This is a genomic window from Psychrosphaera aquimarina, from assembly GCF_032461525.1.
Taxonomy (GTDB): Bacteria; Pseudomonadota; Gammaproteobacteria; order Enterobacterales; family Alteromonadaceae; genus Psychrosphaera; species Psychrosphaera aquimarina.
In genome coordinates, this window is record NZ_JAWCUA010000010.1 from 1,199,682 (window position 1) to 1,219,366 (window position 19,685).

Annotated in this window: 14 protein-coding genes and 1 pseudogene; 8 read left to right on the forward strand and 7 right to left on the reverse strand. The window is 38.6% G+C overall.

From position 1 onward, the window contains the following. Positions 1 to 56: 56 nt before the first annotated feature. Together RT723_RS17385 and pabB are read right to left on the reverse strand one after the other, a co-directional pair. The gene (locus RT723_RS17385; protein ID WP_315948405.1) at positions 57 to 632 is read right to left on the reverse strand and encodes a CoA pyrophosphatase; all 576 of its coding nucleotides are present in this window, start codon (positions 630 to 632) and stop codon (positions 57 to 59) included. Between the two features lie 63 nt (positions 633 to 695). Further along, a complete protein-coding gene (pabB, locus tag RT723_RS17390; protein ID WP_315948407.1) occupies positions 696 to 2,078 on the reverse strand; it encodes an aminodeoxychorismate synthase component I in 1,383 nt (460 codons plus the stop codon). Between the two features lie 222 nt (positions 2,079 to 2,300). Here pabB and RT723_RS17395 point away from each other — a divergent pair, with 222 nt between their 5' ends. The 4 genes and pseudogenes from RT723_RS17395 to RT723_RS17410 all read left to right on the forward strand — a co-directional run bounded on the left by RT723_RS17395 (position 2,301) and on the right by RT723_RS17410 (position 6,852). Beyond that, a complete protein-coding gene (locus tag RT723_RS17395) occupies positions 2,301 to 3,824 on the forward strand; it encodes a fumarate hydratase (RefSeq protein ID WP_315948408.1) in 1,524 nt (507 codons plus the stop codon). A 384-nt stretch (positions 3,825 to 4,208) separates the two neighbouring features. Beyond that, positions 4,209 to 4,535: pseudogene (locus tag RT723_RS17400) on the forward strand (transposase); the annotation flags it as partial. Positions 4,536 to 4,692: 157 nt separating this feature from the next. After that, positions 4,693 to 5,697, forward strand: coding sequence for a transposase (locus RT723_RS17405; RefSeq protein ID WP_315948409.1), 1,005 nt, complete (start codon positions 4,693 to 4,695; stop codon positions 5,695 to 5,697). Between the two features lie 660 nt (positions 5,698 to 6,357). Further along, complete coding sequence (locus RT723_RS17410; protein WP_315948411.1) at positions 6,358 to 6,852, forward strand: arsinothricin resistance N-acetyltransferase ArsN1 family B; 495 nt, start codon at positions 6,358 to 6,360, stop codon at positions 6,850 to 6,852. A 342-nt stretch (positions 6,853 to 7,194) separates the two neighbouring features. Here RT723_RS17410 and RT723_RS17415 read toward each other — a convergent pair whose 3' ends face one another. The 4 genes from RT723_RS17415 to RT723_RS17430 all read right to left on the reverse strand — a co-directional run bounded on the left by RT723_RS17415 (position 7,195) and on the right by RT723_RS17430 (position 13,566). After that, entirely contained in the window at positions 7,195 to 8,199 is a 1,005-nt protein-coding gene (locus RT723_RS17415) for a Gfo/Idh/MocA family protein (protein ID WP_315948412.1), read from the reverse strand. Between the two features lie 194 nt (positions 8,200 to 8,393). Beyond that, positions 8,394 to 10,544: a hypothetical protein gene (locus RT723_RS17420; protein ID WP_315948414.1), complete on the reverse strand. Its 2,151-nt coding sequence runs from the start codon at positions 10,542 to 10,544 to the stop codon at positions 8,394 to 8,396. A gap of 323 nt (positions 10,545 to 10,867) precedes the next feature. After that, the gene (locus RT723_RS17425) at positions 10,868 to 11,533 is read right to left on the reverse strand and encodes a glutathione S-transferase (protein WP_315948415.1); all 666 of its coding nucleotides are present in this window, start codon (positions 11,531 to 11,533) and stop codon (positions 10,868 to 10,870) included. Positions 11,534 to 11,649: 116 nt separating this feature from the next. Further along, the gene (locus RT723_RS17430) at positions 11,650 to 13,566 is read right to left on the reverse strand and encodes a TonB-dependent receptor plug domain-containing protein (RefSeq protein WP_315948417.1); all 1,917 of its coding nucleotides are present in this window, start codon (positions 13,564 to 13,566) and stop codon (positions 11,650 to 11,652) included. A 333-nt stretch (positions 13,567 to 13,899) separates the two neighbouring features. On the opposite strand from RT723_RS17430, the gene RT723_RS17435 reads away from it, so the two are divergent. After that, positions 13,900 to 14,613, forward strand: a complete 714-nt coding sequence (locus RT723_RS17435) for a substrate-binding periplasmic protein (RefSeq protein ID WP_315948418.1) — start codon at positions 13,900 to 13,902, stop codon at positions 14,611 to 14,613. Continuing rightward, positions 14,610 to 15,452, forward strand: a complete 843-nt coding sequence (locus tag RT723_RS17440) for a sulfurtransferase (RefSeq protein ID WP_315948419.1) — start codon at positions 14,610 to 14,612, stop codon at positions 15,450 to 15,452. The genes RT723_RS17435 and RT723_RS17440 overlap by 4 nt, the downstream gene beginning before the upstream one ends. On the opposite strand, the gene RT723_RS17445 is transcribed toward RT723_RS17440, so the two are convergent. Then, the gene (locus tag RT723_RS17445; RefSeq protein ID WP_252731682.1) at positions 15,453 to 16,172 is read right to left on the reverse strand and encodes an arylesterase; all 720 of its coding nucleotides are present in this window, start codon (positions 16,170 to 16,172) and stop codon (positions 15,453 to 15,455) included. A gap of 19 nt (positions 16,173 to 16,191) precedes the next feature. Between RT723_RS17445 and RT723_RS17450 the strand changes: the two genes are divergently transcribed. Next, positions 16,192 to 17,007: an ABC transporter ATP-binding protein gene (locus RT723_RS17450; protein ID WP_315948420.1), complete on the forward strand. Its 816-nt coding sequence runs from the start codon at positions 16,192 to 16,194 to the stop codon at positions 17,005 to 17,007. Continuing rightward, on the forward strand, positions 16,997 to 19,666 hold the full coding sequence (locus RT723_RS17455) for an ABC transporter permease (RefSeq protein WP_315948421.1): 2,670 nt from the start codon (positions 16,997 to 16,999) through the stop codon (positions 19,664 to 19,666). Before RT723_RS17450 ends, RT723_RS17455 begins: the two co-directional genes overlap by 11 nt. The last annotated feature ends 19 nt before the right edge of the window (positions 19,667 to 19,685 follow it).

The following is a 19,685-nucleotide window of genomic DNA, read 5'->3' on the forward strand; positions in this document are numbered from 1 at the left end:
GAAACTATTGTAGCTTAGATTGTAACTATTCACACCCACTTACGCATGAGTAAAACTTATTCGAAATGTAAAATTAATTGGTCAATTATAGCCGCGGTAGCACCCCATATCAGCCTACCTTGGTATGGCATAAAATGTACAGGGTGGTTAGTGTTATTCACGCAAGGACTTATTATATGGTGGTTATCTCTGTTGGTGAAGTGCGACAATGGCACTTCAAATGCGTTATCAACTTCCCCAGGGTTTAACGTTAAATCGCTAATGTCTTCAATTAATCCTACTAATGGATGTAAGCTGAAATTTGAAATGGTTTGAAAACTTGGTAACCAACCTAAAGTCGTGATCTTGGTTTCATCAATACCCACTTCCTCATAGGTTTCTCTTAACGCGGTAAAAGTTAACGAGTTATCGTCTGGGTCAACTTTGCCGCCAGGAAAGCTTATTTGGCCAGGATGATGGCGCATGTGTTTGGCTCTTTGGGTAAATAAAAGGGTTAAACCCGTAGGTCGTTTTATTACAGGTACCAGAACGGCCGCGTTTTGTGTTTTGCTGTTAGGCTCAAAACGTGTGATCGGTTTGTTATTCTGTAAATTGTACAAACAAAATCGGCTAGCAAACTGCTCTGGTGTCATCTTGTTACCTTTGCTGATCGAGTTTCAATCGTCGCTTCATATTATTATAAATAAAATAACAGGTTATGCGCTTTCCAATATAGGTAGTATTTTATTCACTTTATCTAAGGTTTCTTGGTATTCCTCATCACAAACGGAGTCGGCAACTAAACCGCCGCCAGCCCAACAATGTATTTTGTTTTGATTACAAACTAACGTACGGATAGAGATATTACTGTCCATATCTCCATTAGGTTTAACATAACCTATCGCACCACAATAAACACTTCTAGGATTGGGTTCCAATTGATGAATTATTTCCATTGCTCGTATTTTGGGTGCACCAGTAATAGACCCGCCAGGGAATGCACCACGTAATACATCCAATGCGGAAAACTGTGGGTCTAAGGTTGCGGTGACTTTACTGACCAAATGATGTACTGCGGGAAAACTTTCTATTTCAAATAATTCTGGCACGTCCACCGTGCCAGGTACTGCTACTTTTGATAAGTCGTTACGCAACAAATCAACAATCATCAAGTTCTCAGCTCGGTCTTTGGTCGCATTTTGTAACTGCTTAGCGAGTTCAATATCTTTAGCTTTATCAGCGTGTCTAGGCCTAGTGCCTTTGATTGGCTTAGTTTCAATGATGTTGTTTTTTACTTCGATAAAACGTTCTGGTGACACACTTAATACAGCGCCGTTTTTATGACGAATAAAACTAGAAAAGGGCGCAGAATTTTGTTTTCTTAACTTGTTATAGGCCGTCCACTCAGAGCCGTATTCACTACCTGAGTAACCTGCGCTAAAACGCTGTGCTAAATTGATTTGATAACAATCACCGGATAATAGATGTTGCTGAACTTGCTGAAATTTTTCAGTGTACTCAACTTTAGTCATATTGGATAACCATGGGGTGGTTAACTTAAAATCTAACTCGGTCTGTTGCGATAAGTTATTGATCTGTATTTCTAATTGAGCCCATTTTTGCGGAGCTTGTTCATCTTGACTGACAAAATATATTTGTTTGTTTTGGTGATCCACCACAATTGCAGAAGCATAAATACCAATAAACATATTGGGCATGTTAATGTCAGATGTTTTAGGTTTAGGTAAGGTTTCAAAGTAGCCGCCCAGTTCGTAATCCCAATAACCCACAGCACCACCAGTGAAGGGTAATTCAGAGTCAATAACCGCGAGTGAATCTAAACAGAGTTGCACTTGTTCTAATGGGTCGGTACTAACTTTTGAAATTAACTCGTCACCACAATAAACAAAGGTATGTTGGTTAACCGTTTCAATGGTAAAGCTAGGTTCCCATACAAAAATAGACACATTACTATTTTTGTGGTCGGTTGATGCAGAGTCCAAAAACATAGCGCCATGTTCTTTTTGTAACAAACAATAGAGTTGTTCAAGCTGACTTGCAGTTAACGACAGAGACTTTACGAAAAGGGTGTTTGACATTACGAAAACCTAAAAGCTAAATAATGGTTAACAAATAAGCAGTTAGAGTGATTTTGCTATGTTAACTTGTTGGTTTAATTTTAGAGGGAGGTTATCATCGATATACAACAATTTCAGTAACCTTGTGCTAGCGACCAGTAATTAAGTTTTAACTGCGATAAAACTAGCCAATTATTTAATTCTTACTATGTTGATTAGTATGCAAAACAATCAGGGATCATTATGACTGTCATTCGCCAACAAGATTTTATCGAAAGTATTGCAGATGCCCTGCAATATATTTCGTATTACCATCCATTAGATTACGTTAAAGCCGTTGAAGTTGCTTATAACAAAGAGCAAAACCCAGCAGCAAAAGATGCAATGGCACAAATTTTAATTAACTCAAGAATGTCAGCAGAAGGGCACAGACCTATTTGCCAAGACACAGGCATAGTAACTTGTTTTGTTAAAGTGGGCATGGACGTTAAATGGGATGATACTTCATTAACCGTACAAGAAATGGTAGACGAAGGTACTCGCCAAGCGTACATGAATCCAGATAACCCATTGCGCGCCTCAATTGTGGCAGACCCTGCAGGTACTCGTAAAAATACCAAAGACAATACCCCATCGGTTGTGCATATCGACCTAGTAAAAGGTGCAGGTATTGAAGTGATGATCGCAGCCAAAGGCGGCGGCTCGGAAAATAAATCTAAAATGGCGATGTTAAATCCGTCAGACGACATTGTTGAATGGATCAAGAAAACCGTTCCAACCATGGGGGCTGGTTGGTGTCCACCGGGCATGTTAGGCATAGGCATTGGCGGAACCGCTGAAAAAGCAGCGGTTATGGCAAAAGAATCGTTAATGGACCCAGTTGATATTCAAGAGTTAATTGAACGTGGTCCTGAAACCACCGAAGAAAAACTACGTATAGACATTCTTAACGCAGTAAATGATTTAGGTATAGGCGCACAAGGTCTTGGCGGGTTAACCACCGTGGTTGATATCAAGATCAAATCTTGCCCAACACACGCCGCTTCAAAACCAGTAGTGATGATCCCTAACTGTGCAGCTACACGTCATATTCACTTCCACTTAGATGGTTCTGGTCCTGCGGATCTTAAACCGCCTCGTGTTGAAGACTGGCCAGAAGTAACATGGGAATTGGGTGACAACGTTCGTCGAGTTAATATCGACAACATCACAAAAGAAGAAATTGCAGACTGGAAAGCCGGTGAAACTGTTTTACTTAGCGGTAAAATCTTAACAGGCCGTGATGCGGCTCATAAACGCATTAAAGACATGTTAGATAACGGCGAAGGTTTGCCAGAAGGCGTGGACTTTAATAATCGTTTCATCTACTACGTTGGTCCAGTTGACGCAGTACGTGATGAAGTTTGTGGTCCAGCAGGCCCTACAACGGCAACACGTATGGATAAATTTACCGACATGATGTTAGAAGACACAGGTCTTATTGGCATGATAGGTAAATCTGAACGTGGTCCAGCTACAGTAGATTCAATCGCTAAAAACAAAGCCGTTTACTTAATGGCTGTTGGCGGCGCTGCTTACTTAGTATCTAAAGCAATCAAGAAATCTCGTGTTGTTGCATTTGGTGATTTAGGTATGGAAGCGATTTACGAGTTTGAAGTAGAAGACATGCCGGTATCTGTTGCCGTTGATTCTACGGGTAACAATGTACATGAAACAGGCCCTGCTATTTGGAGTGGTAAAATTGCAGAGGCAAAGGCTAAAAAGTAGTTTTTGGTTTTGTTTTATGTGAGTTATTTAAGAGAGGAACCTGAGGGTTCCTTTTTTGTTTTTGTTTTCTTTAAAAGATTAAAAAGATTATTTCACCTGCGGCGACCATACCTTTTTCAACAGCCAAAAAGGTAGGCCAAAAGGCCGCTTCCAAGCAAAATCTTATGCTTCATTAAATAGTTATTTTTGTTTATAAAAACGGGCTTAACTTTCGTCCATGAAAAAGCCCTTATTAATAACAAGGCCACCCAACTCAATTTGACCGAATAACAAGGCCACCCACCTCAATTTGACCGAATAACAAGGCCACCCACCTCAATTTGACAGTTAGTTAAACTGCACTAGACTTGCTTGTACCTATATTAATACGGTGAGTGTTTTGTTATGCCTAGACCCAGAGAATTTCAAATTAGCTTATCGGATACGCCGTATTATCACTGTATCTCTCGTTGTGTTCGCAGGGCATTTTTATGTGGTGAAGATAAACAAACCCATCAATCTTATGAGCACAGAAGACAATGGGTAGAAGATAAGCTGTTAATTCTCCCTCAAATATTTGCTATTGAAGTCTGTGCTTATGCAGTCATGAGTAACCACACACACCTTGTATTACATGTGAATGAACAACAAGCACTTAACTGGAATACATCAGAAGTTCTAACTCGTTGGCATAAGGTGTTTAAAGGCACATTACTGACACAAAAATATCTAACTAAAATTAATAACTCAGATGATATTAATGATGAACCTTTAACCGGAGCAGATCTTCTAGCCATAGAAAATAACAAGGCCACCCTCCTTAATTTGACAGTTATTTAAACTGCGCTAGACTTTTTTGTACCTATATTGATACATTGATTATTTTGTTATGCCTAGACCCAGAGAATTTCAAATTAGCTTATCGGATACGCCGTATTATCACTGTATCTCTCGTTGTGTTCGTAGGGCATTTTTATGTGGTGAAGATAAACAAACCCATCAATCTTATGAGCACAGAAGACAATGGGTAGAAGATAAGCTGTTATTTCTCCCTCAAATATTTGCTATTGAAGTCTGTGCTTATGCAGTCATGAGTAACCACACACACCTTGTATTGCATGTAAATGAACAGCAAGCACTTAACTGGAATACAACAGAAGTTCTAACTCGTTGGCATAAGGTGTTTAAAGGCACATTACTGACACAAAAATATCTAACTAAAATTAATAACTCAGATGATATTAATAATGAACCTTTAACCGGAGCAGAGCTTCTAGCCATAGAGCAAACCACCGTTATTTACAGAAAACGCCTAATGGACATAAGTTGGTTTATGCGCGTGTTAAATGAAGGTATAGCAAGACAAGCGAATAAAGAAGATAAATGCACAGGGCGATTCTGGGAAGGACGTTTCAAATGCCAAGCCCTCTTAGATGAGTCAGCCTTACTTGCCTGTATGGCATATGTAGATTTAAACCCAGTAAGAGCCAAAATAGCAACCACACCAGAAAACTCTAATTACACCAGCGTAAAGCAACGCATTAAACATATAATCCAAAACCAACAACAACCAAGCACATTAAAACCATTTGTTGGTAACTCAAGAAAAGATATGCCAAACGGTATTCCTTTTGAACTAAATGAATACATAGAATTAGTAGAGGTGACAGGACGTTGCATAAGAGAAGATAAAGCAGGGCATATAAACAACAACCTACCAAGTATACTCACACGCTTAAGCATAGAGCCTGAGAGCTGGTTAATAATGACCAAGCAATTCACCAAAGTATTCCATGGTGCAGTAGGTAATGAGCATGTATTACAAAACTTCAGTGAGAACTTACAACTAAAACGACGACCAAACTTATCGAGTTGTAGAAAGTTACTAGCTTAATCCCCAAAAAAGCCTGTAAAAAATTAACCAAAAAGACAAAATATCAAATCAGAATCCACTGAGATAAGTGCATATCTAGCATTCAACCCAAAAGTTAAAACAAGCCAAAAATACGAGTAAAAGCGTACAATTACACTCAATATTTCAAATTAAACTTCGATTAAAAATCTAGAACTTATTTTAAATTTACAAATTGATTAAGTTTAATTTAAAGTGGGTGGCAATGTTATTTTAAGTTTAATTTAAAGTGGGTGGCAATGTTATTTGCTTATTTCAAATTAAACTTCGATTTAAAATCTAGAACTTATTTTAAATTTACAAATTGTTTAAGTTTTATTTAAAGTGGGTGGCAATGTTATTGGCAATGTTATTGATGTTGCAATGTTATTTATCCAAGTGGGTGGCAATGTTATTTCGCAATGTTATTTTATAGCGAAAATAGTGCAAAGAAAACAAGGAATTTGACTAAAGCTATTGTGATCTTGGGGTTATTAAATCTTGCTTTTCAGGTGTTTAAATGGGTTCATGACAGCAAAATAATAGAGATCTAATTAGGCAATTCAGCAGGACAAAAAACAGCTGGATTTTACCCGTTCCTCGTTAATTTTGACCAGCTATTTTATTGCCGCTTAAAACGGCGTGTGGCTTTCAGGAGGTTTTGTGATTCGTAATGCCGTTGCTAAGGATGCAGCTTCTATTGCTGAAATATATAATCATTATATTTCAGATACTGTGGTTACATTCGAAACAGAGATGATCCGTTCTGAGGATATTCTCAGTCGTATATCTAAAGTTCAATCCGATGGTTTACCTTGGTTAATAGCTGAAGATGCTTCAGGGAAATTAATTGGGTATGCTTATGCTACTAAATGGAGAGAGCGCTTTGCTTATCGCTTTTCTGTCGAAGTTACTGTTTATTTAGCGCCAACATTTATAGGTAACGGCGTAGGTTCACAGCTTTATGATGCTTTATTCTCAGAGTTGAAATCGCGTTCAATTCATTCCGTGATTGGCGGGATTACATTGCCTAATCCGGCGAGTGTCGCTCTTCATGAGAAATTTGGCTTAGAAAAAGTGGCTCATTTTAAAGAGGTAGGCTTTAAATTTGAACAATGGCAAGATGTGGGTTATTGGCAAGGCGTATTAAAAGGCTAACAAAAAAAAGTACCACCCACCTTTAAAACCAAATAAAAAGCCAACCAAAAATAAAAGTGCCACCCACCTTTAAAGCCTTAAATTTGAACAATGGCAAGATGTGGGTTATTGGCAAGGCGTATTAAAAGGCTAACAAAAAAAGTACCACCCACCTTTAAAGCCTTAAAGCCTTAAAATTAGTACTTCCAACTGTTCTTTTTGATCTTGCTTTTACTTACCACTTACGGCTTCCAGCTGATATAAAAGAGACAATCACTTTAAACCTAATGAAAAATAGAACTACTTGGTTCGCTGTATTCTTTCTTAATGCCTTAAAGCTATTTTTGCCTCGGTACTAATATATTAATTTTCCAGATCCTGTGGATATATCACGCCAAGTTGCTTACGTGTGGCATCCAGTAGTTGTTGAATCGCGAGGCTTATTTGATGGCTGACTTTACTTGGTAGCAAGGTTCCTGATTGCACGTCTTGGCAAAACGCCACAATTTGCGAGCGCATGGCACCTACATTATCCACTCCCTCAATACTGATATTTTCACCATTGATCAACTCAAGCTCAAGTCGTTCAAAGAGTGAGGTTGAGTGTACGGTTAATCTGCCATTTTCCCCTTGGATCTCAATGATGTTTTGCCCTAGGGTGATTTTGGAATAGGCGATGCTGGCAAGCATATCTGGGTAGTCAAATTGTATTTCCCCCATGCCATCAACGCCTGTGCTTAGCAGCTTGCCTTGCGCCTTTAGATTCGTGGGTGATCCAAATAGGGCAACCATGGGCGCCATTGGATAAATACCTAAATCCATTAACGCACCGTTTGAGAATTCGGGATTAAAGGTATTAGGCAGCTCGCCCTTTAATAATAAATCTAGGCGAGAGCTACGTTGGCAGTATTCGCCGTGGTAGCGCTCAATTTTACCAAGTTTGTTTACACATTCTTTGAAGCGATCATAAATAGGCGAGCTAAAGGACAAAATACCTTGAGCCAATAATTTCTTTTGCTGGTTGGCAAGTTCAATGAGTTCACTGAGTTGCGCCTGATTACTGCAGGCGGGTTTTTCCAACAATACGTGTTTACCCGCGAGTAGACATTGTTTGCTTTGAGCAAAGTGTAAGCTGTTTGGCGAAGCAATATAGACTGCGTCTACATCTGAACAAGCGCATAACGCTTCAAGGCTGCCAAATGCAATACCGGCATCTGGTTGACCATAATGTTGAGTAAACTTAGCTTGGGCTTTTGCTGGATCGCGAGAATAAATGCCGACTAATTTTGCTTGGCTGCATTGTTGTAGTCCCTTGATAAAGGTATCGGTAATAAAGTTTGAACCAATAATTGCAAATCCTACGCTCATTGCCTTGTCCTCTTGTTGACCAGTTGCAAAGGTAAACAATCTTAACTCTGTAATCAATGGGGTTCAGAGTCGTTGATTTAATTTCAAAATAACAGTGACATCCACTTAAGACCTAGTAAAAAAGCGAACTTGATAGTCCGCTTTGTTTTTATATTTCTGGCTTCTGGCTTATATCTTACGACTTGTAGCTTATATTAATCTTCTATAGGTATGTTGGAGTTGTATCTAATCACGCCAGAAAGCTCAGGTGATTCTTTTGACTCACAGCGCTGTGTAAAGTCGATGGCTAATTTGTCGATTTCTCCAGATTCTGAGTAGCTTAATTGGTGAATAACAAAAGCACCATAGTTTTGATTACACCCTCTATGTTCACCAGATATATCTATACCAGATTCGGCGCTATCGTTAAATGGATAACGAGTCGCTGACGTATATTCACCTATTGATAATGTTGTCCCTTCTGGTGCTGCAAACTGAAATGACCAATATGGATTATTATCTGTGTTAAGTTCAATGACTTTAGTTTGATCATGGTTTGAACTAAAGCTGAATTCGTTTACAACAGGATTTAACATTCGGTCATAACCTTGAGAAATATAATCGCCTTCAACGCCTTTTATATATACAAAAGTGCCATTGGGTGGTTGTGCAAAAATTTTCAACTCTGAAGTTGCCGTATTTCCTAATTCGTTAGTTACTTGCAAATGAATTAACAAATCATCTTCAACCTCATCAGGTACTTCAACTTCAGTTGTTACACCTGTGGGATTGGTAAAAGTTACTCCAAGTTCGTTTACATCTAACCAGAGGTAATTTAATACTTCTCCTTCATTTAACTCGGTAGAGTTGGCATCTAACTTTGGTGTCATCGTTGAATTAAAGTAACCCTTATCTGCTGTAATCACAGGCACAATTGTATCGTCAACAGTTATACCACCAAAATAATTCAAATTACCTTCAACATTTTTTTCATTTAGAACGGCATTGAGTCCAGAATTAAAATTGTACTCAACACCAGCCACTAGTGGACTTTCTGGTATTAATGTCAATACAGACCCGTCAAACGTTTTATTAAAGTTGACGTAGGTGGTGCCAAAATTTAACCAGCCATAAGCAGAAAGTTCATACTCGGTTAATTCTGCAATTGGCCTCGAAAAAAGCACATTAATTGGTTCTAAGGTGCCAATTTTGTTTATATCGTTTAGAACAGCAACCATGTCAAAATTATTAGCGTTAAACTCTTTGGGCCATAAAGAGTATAAAGGAGCAAACGAATAAAATGATGAGGCTGTGTCTCCTCGCCAAGATAAATCAAATTCACGTTCAGCCCCTAACACAGAAATATATTGTGAATTAATCACAAAGTTTGCATTTAGTGAGATTTCCTCACCAAACGCCCCTGCAATCTTAACTTGTCCTTGATGCGGTACCTCACCTAGATAGCCGAACCAAGGAGAAACTGTTTCAACAGTGAAATTCCACTGTTGATTTAACACGACAGAGCCAGACGTTGTAATTTCAAACGTTGCGCTATTTAATGACCAATCTTTAGATACTTGATAGTTAGAGGCGTCGAGCTCAATATCGTCATAAGAAACTGATAGACTATCGACTAGTTTTACGGACAGTTTATGGTCTTTATCTTTGCTGTATTTTGTCGCTGATAAAATGCCACTGTATTCTTTTCTTTCATAACCCACTAAAACTTGTTGATAAGCAACTTCTACTTGTGTAGTAAAGTCTGCTTTCTCGATAATAGTGAAAGTAATTTCTCCTTGTAAAATGTCATTATAAGCCTGAACAAAACAATCCAAATAGTCTAAGACTATAGTGTCGCCTTGTGACAACTCACTGTTATTATCCGAGTCTGTATAAGTTAGAGAATACACGCCGCCATTTTCACAAGTAGTTTGTTCGAACGAGGTTATAGGTTGTTTTGAATCTAGGTAATATTCTGCAATATAACCCAAACGTAAAAGGTGTTCTTCGATTGACTGAACTGCTGTGTTATATAAGCGTGGTTCCTTAGTCACCAAAATCTGATTTTTAACGGTATAACTCCCAGTTGCTTTAAACTCTTCTTCTTGATAATGAGCATAAAGAGTGACTGAATAATCAGTATCTTCATACACGTTTTGAGCTGTAAACGTTGCTAGACCAGTTTGCATATCTATGCTTTCAGAATTTAAATACAGTCCTTCCCAATAGATTTGAAGGTTGTTCAGCGGTTTATTAGACGTGATTTGTATAGTGACTTCTTCACCTTCATACACCGAAGGCGTAATCGAAAAAGAGATTGATAACGGCTCTGGTTCAGGTTCTGGCTTACTGTTATCTTCCTGCATACAGGATATTAAAGTGAGGTTACAAATGAATATAAAAAGCAAGCGGAGCATTGTGTCGTCCTTGAGTTTTTTTACTGAGATAATCGTCCATTTAACTGAAAAATAACGATTTTAAATTTTTAGCGATAATAACAAACCTAATCTAACTTAGCTATTTCTAATGCCAAACCACACATTTATACCAAATAAAAAAAGCGAACTTGATAGTTCGCATTGTTTTTATATTTTTGCTTCTGGCTTCTGGCTTCTGGCTTCTGGCTTCTGGCTTCTGGCTTTACAGCTTACAACATACAGCTTCTAGCCCTCACCCCTTACAACTGCTCTTACAACGTGGTAAAAACGCCACCGCGTTCTACTGCTTTTTGATAGGCTGGAATAGCTTCTATTTGCTTGAGATAACGAGCTATATTGGGAAAAGCGGTTAAATCCATACGGTTGCTTGACGCTTGGATTGGAAAGCTCATTTGGATATCGGCGCCGGATAACTCATCGCCTGTTAACCAAGTGTTATTGGCCAGTGTCTGTTCAATCAGTTCTATTTGTGGTGTTAGGCGAGGGGTGATGAACATATCCTGTATTTTCTGGCTTAACGTTTTGGCAATTGGTTTTACAAAAAATGGCATTGGATTTTTTGGCATTTTCATCATAACTAGCTTCATCACTAATAATGGCATTAATGAACCTTCTGCAAAATGTAACCAGTAGCGGTAGTCTAATAACGCTTGCCCAGTTGTTGGACGTAAACGATTTTCTGAGTCGTAACTGTCTAACAGATATTCAATGATCGCCCCTGATTCTGCAATGGTTAAGTCGCCGTCAGTGATGACGGGTGACTTACCTAATGGATGAATCGCTTTTAGTGACTCCGGAGCGGCTGAAGTTTTAGGGTCTCGTTGGTATTCTTTTATTTCATACTCAAGCCCTAGCTCTTCTAATAACCATAAAATACGTTGAGAACGTGAATTATTTAAATGATGTACTGTGATCATACTTAGTCCTTTTTCTGAAAGTTAAAAGAGATTTAATTCTTTAATGAGCCTTTCAGAGCTATTGGTTAAAAGCTAATTAATCAGTATCTTACTGATAACGAGTTAATAATAAAGTGTTACCAGTTATAGGTCGCACTTATTGTGTACTGTTGGCCGCGTCCAGGTGTTCCAGGAACTTCTTCAAACGATTCATCCCAAAGGTTATCCGCAGCAAGCGTAATGCTTAAACCATCAATCTGAGTTGGGGTGTATGTAAACGTTAGGTGAGTGAAAAATGCATCGTCATCACCGTTACGTAATGCGTTTTCTTGTTGTTGACGCCATTCATTATCAACACGAACTTCAAGCATATCCATAGGGGTCCAAATAGCACCTAATGTTACACGGTGATCTGGATAATTTAATGCGTAAAAACTCGCGTCTATGTTGTCACCCCCAAGGGCTTGATAATAGTCTTCTGATTTTTTCAAAAAGGTGTAACTAGTAATGACTTTAGCACCGTCCAGTTGATGAGTGGTCAATAACTCTAAACCAACACTATCTATATCAACAGGGTTTGCTGAACGAGCCGTGGTCGAATTATAATTGTAAGTCCAGTCGGTTAAGCCATTATCTTGACGATAAAATATTGCCGCATCTACAGTCCAATAATCTTGCTCTAATGCAAAACCTAACTCTGTGTTCTTGGTACTTTCACGTTTAAGTTGACGATTGCTTCTAAATAACCCGCCTGTTTCGCTACCACCAATGGCGGTGTAACCTGCCACTTGGCTTGCTTCGGCGTACGAGAAATAAAGGGTTTTAGATGTGCCGTCACTTTCGAGTTTATTCCAAGTAACATCACTAATTACAGATACGTCGGAGTCATCACGGTTGGTATCATCAAAAGCAGCACCAAGACGTAAGGTTAACGTTTCGTTTTCGGCTAATGGCATATTATATTCCGGCAGTACACTTATCTTGTAGTACTTACGTGAAGTGAAGCTGTTTTCAAGAGTCGTTGACTCAATAGAGTCTTCTATATACTGGGCTGAGTAATTCCATGCCAATAGATTACTTTGTGCATGACGGCCTGACAAAGCGATTGATGTAACGTCGGTTTCATGGAACGCCTGAAAAGCCTCAGGGGCTTCGCGAGAAAATACATAATGATCTTTATGGTTACGAGTGTATGCCGTAACTTCAAATGCGCTTTCAGTTCCACCTTCAGTTAAAGAATAGGTTTGTTTATGATTAAGCATAAACAACTGAGCACTTAAGTCTTCAGTTTCATTGACATGAAATGGCGTATACATGTTAGGCCAGCCAAAAAACTTATCTTGAGAGCCAAAGAATATATCGGTCTGTGAGTTTGAATTGGATAATTGCACACGGCCTGAAATACGCTCAAAGTCGTGATCGCCATTTTCTATTGTACCGTCACTTTGTGATTGGGATATCTCACCTTCAAAACCCAGCGTCCAGTCATTAACACCGTCAAGTGGTTTACTGTATGCTGCATGTACACTTTGTAAGTTAAAACCGTTATTACCTAAGCCAATCGATACACTGCCTGCTGTGTAAATAGGTTTCCAACCAAAGTCAACCGTTCCCACAGAGCTGTTCATGCCAAATAAAGCGTTATCGGCACCAGTAAGGATATTGGGGCCGCTTAACATTTGGGGAGCAATAGGTATTTCTGAAAAATAATGGCCCGTCTGTGGATCAAATAAGGTAGCACTGCCCACCCTAAATCCGGTGTTTTCGAAAATACCACCACGGATAGTGACATCGGCCTGTGCTTCAGCCATGTTGCGCGACTGTAAATCAACCCGTGGATCATATTCTAAATTTGATACCGGAGCATCAAAGGTGCCTACTGGTTTTTTATTGGCGGTTGCTGAAGATTCAACGGTAATTTTTTCAATGCTGTTTATGGAGTCTGATTGTTTAGTTTTTTGAAGATTAACGGCATTGGCATCATCAGATGCAATTGAAAAGCTTGATACGCCACACAATAAAATTGGTAAACTAACTTGTACTATTCGGGTCATTTAATTTTCTCTGTTTAGAAATTTGAGTATGTCACAGTTGATGTAAATAAGCGCTTTAACAAATAAGGGTAAACTATGGACTTAATTAATCTTTTTGATAAACATTAACCCTTGGTTAACGTTCATTTTTACAATTTTGGGGGATTATATAGTAACTGTTAAAATTTTATATAACTTAGACAGCTTGTCATCCGTTGATCATAGGTAAATGATATATGCGTCTAGGTTCTTGGTTAGAAATATACTTTTAAAATTTAGGGGTTTAGATTGTTAATTGACCTAATTGTTTGATATAAACTTAGGTCAATGTAAAAGGAGCTCGTTGTTAGCAATATGAAAAAAATAAAAATAATAATATTGATCCTAATAGGACTCTCTTTTTCTATCTCATTTAACGGTAATGCATCGGATAAAATCATCGTTGTTACCGAGTTATCGCCTCCATATCAAACTATCAATGATAATCATATTGGTGGATTCGCCACTGAAAAAGTGAAACAGTATTTAGATAGCAAAAACATTAACTATGACATTCAAATGTACCCTTGGGCACGGGCGTATAAATTAGCATCTAGTAAAACCGATATGATGATTTACGGGATTGCAAAAACACCCAAACGCGAGAAGATATTTGATTGGTTAATTCCTGTTTATGAGTTTAAACCTTATTTGGTCGGCCTTGGACATAGAGCAGACTTAAATATTCGTAACTTAGAACAAGCCAAATCATTTACGATTGCGGTGCAGCGTAATGACTTTTCCCATGATTATTTGTTAGAAAAAGGCTTTATTGAAAATAAGAATATTATTTTAACTAACTCCATCGTGGACTCATGGCGTTTAGTTAAAAATGGCAAAGTCGATTTTATAGTTGAAGACATTACCTATGTGCCAACCATTAATGGAGAAAAGATTGAGCTGAATCTTTTTGCTAAATACTTTCCTTTAGATGACTTAGAATCTGTGGCTTATTTGGCTGTGAATAAATCCATGTCAAAAGAGTTAAAATCCAAACTATTCCCAGCGGTTATAGACAAAAGCAAATGACCTTATTATCAAACCTAGTCACTGTAGATTGGTTAAATACTCATAAACAGGACAAAGACATTATTGTACTAGATGCCAGCATGCATCATTCTATTCATAAGGATGTTTCCACATCAAAAAGCGTAATCCCTGGCGCACTAGCATTTGACTTTGAAAATGTATTTGTAGATAAATACAGCGCATTACCGAATATGATGCCACTACAAGCCGACTTTAATTATCAAGCTCAATTATTGGGGATCAATAACGATTCAACGGTTGTTGTTTATGACAATAAAGGCATATTTTCTTCAGCACGTGCTTGGTATATGTTTCATGTGATGGGTCATAAAAATGTCAAAATCCTCGATGGGGGATCACCTGCTTGGATAGCCGCGGGCTTTGCCACTGAGCATTGGTATGCAACGCCAAATGGTCACGGTAACTTTTGTGGTGAACTGGTACCAAAGGCATTTTGTGATGCAAATTTTATATTAGATAACATTGATAATAGACAGGTTAAGATCATTGATGCACGCTCAGAAGGTCGTTTTACCGGGGCTGATACAGAGCCAAGAGCGGGAATGCGTTCTGGGCATATCCCCAATTCAATTAATCTGCCTTTTACTCGTTTATTAAATGGCAATCAATTCTGTTCACCAGAAACGTTGGCTCAAACAATACAGTCTTTGGGTATTAATCCTGATCAGCAATTGGTATTTAGTTGTGGTTCGGGTGTGACGGCTTGTATACCTCTGTTCGTATTTTATAATTTGGGATATAAAAACTTGAGAGTATATGACGGCTCTTGGAGTGAATGGGGAGCCGATGAACAACTCCCAATAGCAACAGGGAAATGATTACTTATTTTCTAATAGCTTTTCAATTTCTGGACGCATGATGTCTCTAATTATGACTTGTGCATCAATGTTAGGGTGAAGATTATCACGTTGCATGTATTGAGGTTTTGACGCTATTTGTTCCATGAAAAACGGCATTAAGGGTAACTTAAACTGCTCTGATAATTGTTGGTAATTACTTTCAAATAACTGAGTGTATCGGAACCCATAATTAGGCGGGATTTTAATTTGCATTAATGCCACGTTGATCCCTTTGTACTGTGCCGCTTCTATCATTCCTGACAAGTTTTGTTTGATGGTCTTAATAGGAAAACCTCTTAAACCATCGTTGCCACCAAGTTCAATAATAATCCAATCGTTAGACGTAAGTTGATGACGTTTTAATACGTTTTCTATACGAGCTAAACCACCACCTGTGGTTTCGCCACTAATGCTTTCGTTAATGATGGTTATGGATTTTTGCTCGGATTTAAAGGTTTCATTTAGTAAGTTAGGCCAACTTTCAGGCAAGGTCATGCCATAACCTGCGCTAATGCTATCGCCATAGATCATGATCTTTGTTGGTTTAGCTAACGTACTGAAACAAGTAAATATTAAAAATGTAACAATTAAAGCCTTTATAAAAGTTTTAATTCGAGTATTTTTGTAATCAGAAGAACCACTTAATGAACTTATTACATTTGTTGGGTCAAACCAATTATTGTTAAGAACTGTATACATAAATTTAGAGAGCCTAGTTATGAGTCAAAGTCGAATATCCGCTTTAGTTGCCACCAATGTATCAAAACAAGTTTCCTTGCCATCGGCCCCATCTTCATCCAGTGATGAAAAGCAATTAAGCATTTTAAACGACATAGAGTTAACTATTCAAGACGGCGAGTCAATTGCAATTGTCGGTGCGTCGGGATCAGGTAAATCCACTTTATTAGGTATATTAGCTGGTTTAGACTTACCTACTACTGGTGAAGTCCATTTTTATGAAAAACAAATTAATACCTTAAATGAAGAACAAAGAGCGCAAATTAGACGTACGGAAGTCGGTTTTATTTTTCAGCAGTTTTTATTAGTGCCAAGCTTAACGGCGTTAGAAAATGTGATGTTGCCGGCTGAATTGTCAGATGATCCGGAACTTAGAAATAACGCAAAAGTTAAAGCTGAGCAATGGTTAGATAAAGTTGGTTTGTCACACCGTTTAGATCATTTTCCAAATCAATTGTCAGGTGGCGAACAACAACGAGTTGCTATTGCTCGTGCCTTTATCACTAACCCTAAACTGTTATTTGCTGATGAACCATCAGCAAACTTAGACACAGAAAACGGTAAGTTAGTTGAAGATCTATTGTTTGAGTTAAATGAAAAAGCGAATACAACATTGGTATTAGTCACACATGACTTAGAACTAGCTAAGCGATGTCAACGCAGAGTGTTACTAACCAACGGTCATTTAGTGGAAAAACCAGCGGTCAGTAATCAAGGTGGTGACAGTTCAACCACTAATAACACAGATAAATCATTAGATGTTCAAGTTGCTGAGGCGATTTCCAATGCATTCTAATTCACAATTAGCCAAACAAATTAATACAACAGACTCATCCGGTGCCTTTTTTACTTGGTTAAAAATAGCGTGGCGTTTATTTGTTAGAGAGTTAGGCCGAGGTGAGTTAACCATCATTGCTCTGTCTATCATTCTTGCCGTGTCGTCCGTTATGGCATTAAGCAGTGTGACGGATCGGGTTGAACAAGCCATCATGAGTAAAAGTGCTGCCTTTATTGCCGCCGACAGAGATCTGCAAAGTTCACATCCTATTGATAATATCGTTATAGAAAAAGCCAATGAATTAGGGCTACAAACTGACAAACACATTTATTTTTCGTCCATGGCATTTGCCGGAGACGAAATGAATATTGCCGTTGTTAAAGCGGTGACAGAAACTTACCCATTACGAGGGGAATTATTAATATCGCAAGACTTAGTGACTAACCAAAGTGTCACTAAAAACGGACCTAAACAAGGGGAAGCTTGGTTAAGTAAACGATTGTTTTATGCCCTATCTTTAGATGATGCTATGTTGTCGTCAGACACACCACCTGTTGTTGAAGTGGGTGAACTTGCGTTAAATGTTACCGGTATAATTGAATCTGAACCGGATGCACCTTTCCAAGTATTCGACTCGGGCACTCGATTGATCATGAATATTGGCGACGTACCAGCTACCAATGTGATCCAACCTGGCAGCCGAATATTTTATCGTGACTTGTTTGCAGGTGAAGCTGGTCAACTTGATGAACTTGTACTGTGGTTAGAACCGCAATTAAAACCAAATCAAGAAATTAGAGATGTTAAAGATGGTGAAACCGCCATGTCTAATGCGTTACAACGTGCGGAAAGCTTTTTGATGTTAGCCGGAGTATTGGGCTTATTATTGGCGGCAACGGCGGTTGCGGTTGCCACACGACTTTATAGCCAAAGACATTTTGATTCTATTGCTATCTTTAAAACCTTAGGGGCAAGCGTACAGCAGGTTCGCGTGGTTTATCTATTTCAATTGGTGTTGATCACTATATTCAGTGTTTTAGTTGGCATCATTATCGGCTCTTTAATTCAAGGTGTTGCTGTAGAGGCAATGGCGGGTCAATTACCGAAAGACTTACCGCCAGTTGGCTTTAAACCACTATTAATTGCCATCGCTACAGGCGTAGTTTGTGCGTTAATGTTCTCCATTCCTTCTTTGTTAAAGTTATTTTCAGTACCGCCACTTAGAGTGCTTCGTAGAAATTTAGGTGATAATTTTGCAACTTCTATCATGGCTAAAATTATCATGGCGATCACGACTATTTTGTTGGTGTTGATTTACAGCCAAAATTTGAAGTTAACCGCTATTGTTATGGGGGCAGGGGCAGTACTGGTTGCGGTTATACTGGTGGTTTCTAACATAATGATCAGACTCAGTCGTAAGGTTGGTTCAAGTGTTGGTGGTAGTGCGATAAAAATTGCATTAGCGTCGTTAAAAAGACGAGCCAGTGAAAACACTTCGCAGTTAATCGGCTTTACCTTGGCCATTATGTTAATTCTTATTTTGTATTCATTGGAAAACTCAATCATTAAAGAATGGCAGCAACAATTACCAGAAGGTACGCCAAACCACTTTGTTATAAATATTGCACAACACGAACTGGAACAAGTCAAACAAGAGTTTGAGCAGAAGGACATAGTGCTAGAGCAGTTTTATCCTATTATTCGTGGTCGTCTCACGACCATCAACGATGAAGTATTGCTACAAAACGACAGAGATAAAGATAAGACAGGTGCTAAGCTGACAGATGGAGAAGAGAAAGCCAACAATGCACAAACAAAAGCCGAAAACGGTGCCCGTGATGAAGAAGAAGGTTCTGAATCAGAGGGACGAAAGGGCATTGGACGAGAGCTCAATTTAACCTTTACTGAGTTATTCCCTGAAAACAATACCTTGTTAGAAGGCGACTGGATGACAGAAGGTGTGTTAAACCAGGTATCGGTAGAGAAAGGTGTTGCTGAGCGCATGGAAATTAAACTCGGTGATAAGTTAGGTTTCTTGATTGGCGCAAGAGAAGTGGAAGTTAATGTTACCAGTATCCGTGATGTGAATTGGAACAGTTTTCAACCTAACTTCTTTATGATCTTTAGTAATGACGTGGTGGCCGATTTTCCTGCGACCTATATATCGGCTTTCTACTTAGACAAAGAAGATAAGTTATGGGTGAATAAGTTAGTTAAACAGTTCCCAACTTTGAGCATTATTGATGTAGAGGCAATGATCAATGAGATTCAACAAGTTATCGAGCAAGTCTCAGTTTCAATCAGCTTTGTATTGCTTGTTGTTGTGATGGCCGCCACATTAGTGTTATTAGCACAAGTACAAAGTTCGCTGGATGAACGCCGTAAAGAAACCGTTATATATCGAACCTTAGGCGCTAAAGGGTCAATGATCCAAAATGCCATTACTTTTGAGTTCCTGAGTTTAGGGGCGATCGCCGGTATTATTGCTGCATTAGTGGCTGAAGTCAGTTTATATTTATTGCAATCACTTATGTTTAATATGGGCTGGGTACCGCATCCTGAACTTTGGCTAATTGGCCCAATATCAGGTGCCGTATTTGTTGCGTTGGTAGGCACGTTAAGTACTCGAACATTATTAAAAATGACGCCAAACGAGTTAATTCGCCAATTAAGTTAATCACTTATAACACACGGTT